The sequence below is a fragment of the Olsenella sp. DNF00959 genome (genome assembly GCF_001553055.1).
Taxonomy (GTDB): domain Bacteria; phylum Actinomycetota; class Coriobacteriia; order Coriobacteriales; family Atopobiaceae; genus Olsenella_I; species Olsenella_I phocaeensis.
Genome location: NZ_KQ960124.1, coordinates 1 through 1592, shown reverse-complemented (window position 1 = coordinate 1592; position 1592 = coordinate 1). Strand labels below are relative to the sequence as shown.

At 65.2% G+C, this 1592-nt stretch carries 1 protein-coding gene; it reads right to left on the bottom strand.

All coding sequences use genetic code 11. From position 1 onward, the window contains the following. Nucleotides 1–25 precede the first annotated feature (25 nt). Complete coding sequence (locus HMPREF1868_RS03390) at nt 26–1315, bottom strand: ATP-binding protein (RefSeq protein ID WP_072500442.1); 1290 nt, start codon at nt 1313–1315, stop codon at nt 26–28. Nucleotides 1316–1592: the final 277 nt, after the last annotated feature.

The window sequence follows — 1592 nt, the reverse complement described above, 5'->3', positions numbered from 1 at the left end:
CGACGGGCGAGCGGCGACCTGCGCCTCAGGACCCAAGGGTCGCCATGGGAATAACGAACACTCCATCCTCCCTCTGGTAGGCGACGCTCCCCCTCCCAACCACGACGGCAAGGAAGGCAGGGGGCTCCACCTGGGCCGCAGCGTTCGCGCAAAGCTTGGACCTCAACCTAAGCAGGTTGCGCGCTGCCGCATCCGCCTTCGTGTCGCTGAGCTTCACCTCGACCGCCGCCCAACGACCGCCGTGTTCCAGCACCACGTCCACCTCGAGCCCCTTGTCGTCACGGTAATAGTGGACGGAGTTCCCCAGGCCAGGATAGGTGGAGAGAAACACCCTGAGGTCGCGAAGAACCAGGGACTCGAAGAGGTCTCCCAGCGTCTGCGTGTCGCGCACGAGCCTCTCTGGCGTGGCGCCAAGCAGCGCCGCCGCAAGGGAGGGGTCCGTGAAGTAGCGCTTGGGACTCACGCGCACCCGAGCCTTCGCCCTGAGCGGGGGTTCCCAGCCCGCAAGCTCCTCGACCAGGTAGAGCCGTTCGAAGAGCCCGACATAGGACGTCAGCGTGTCGACGGAAACCCCCCGAGCGCCCATGTCCCGGATGAGCGTCCTCTTCGTCGCGGCACGGCTCGAGTTGAGGGCAAGGGACCTGAGCACGGCAAGCGCCGTGTCGGCAGAGAGCCCCTCCTGCATCACGTTGTCGTCCAGCACGGCCTGAATGTATTGGGATGCCATCTCGAACGCAACCACGTCGGGCGCGCCAAGTGCGGCAGGCCAACCTCCCCTGCAGCACCACCGAGCGACGTCGGCGACTGAGGTGGGGCTGGTGGCAGGCGAGAATGACCCCTCGAAGAGGCCCCGGAGGCTCACTTCGGCCGTGGACTCCCCCAGCTCCGCAAGCGTCATGGTGCGCATGCGAAGCCGAGCGATGCGCCCCGCGCCACTGTGATGCACCTCTCCCCGCCTCGCCGGCTCAAGCTGGGTGGAGCCCGTGAGAAGGAGCCTGCCCGTCTTTGCCGCGGAGTCATCCACGAAGCGCCGCGCCGCGTCCCACACCGCAGGCACCTCCTGCCACTCGTCCACCAGGTGCGGCGCGTCCCCCAGAAGGGCCAGCGAGGGGTCGACCTCGGCCATTTGCCTCTGCTCGCCCCTGTCGAGCTCGGTGACGCTGGCCGCCCTGGAAAGTGCACTCCAGGTCTTGCCGCACCACTTGGGCCCCGTGATCTCCACGCACCCGAAGGCACCCATGAGCATGTCGAGGCGAGCGTCGGTCAAGCGCGGCAGATATCCGTCCGGAGTCAGTCTGTTGGGTTTACTAGACATGTATTTACCTCGCTGTTCCATATTTTACTCCTAATTCGTTAGTTATTTTACACCCTTGAGGCTAGACGCTTCGCACCCTCCCGGCAGACGAGACGCTCGCCCGGGCCCGACGGACGAGCCGGGCCGGGACGGGGGCGTCACCCCCCGTGCGAGCCCTCGATGGCCCCGCGTGCCGCGCCTCCGGAGTTGTATGCGGTTTTCTCGCCTGAAAAACAGCATACAACTGTTTAAGACTTATATATTAGCAGGTAGAACGCTTGCCCGGTTTTGAAGTTGT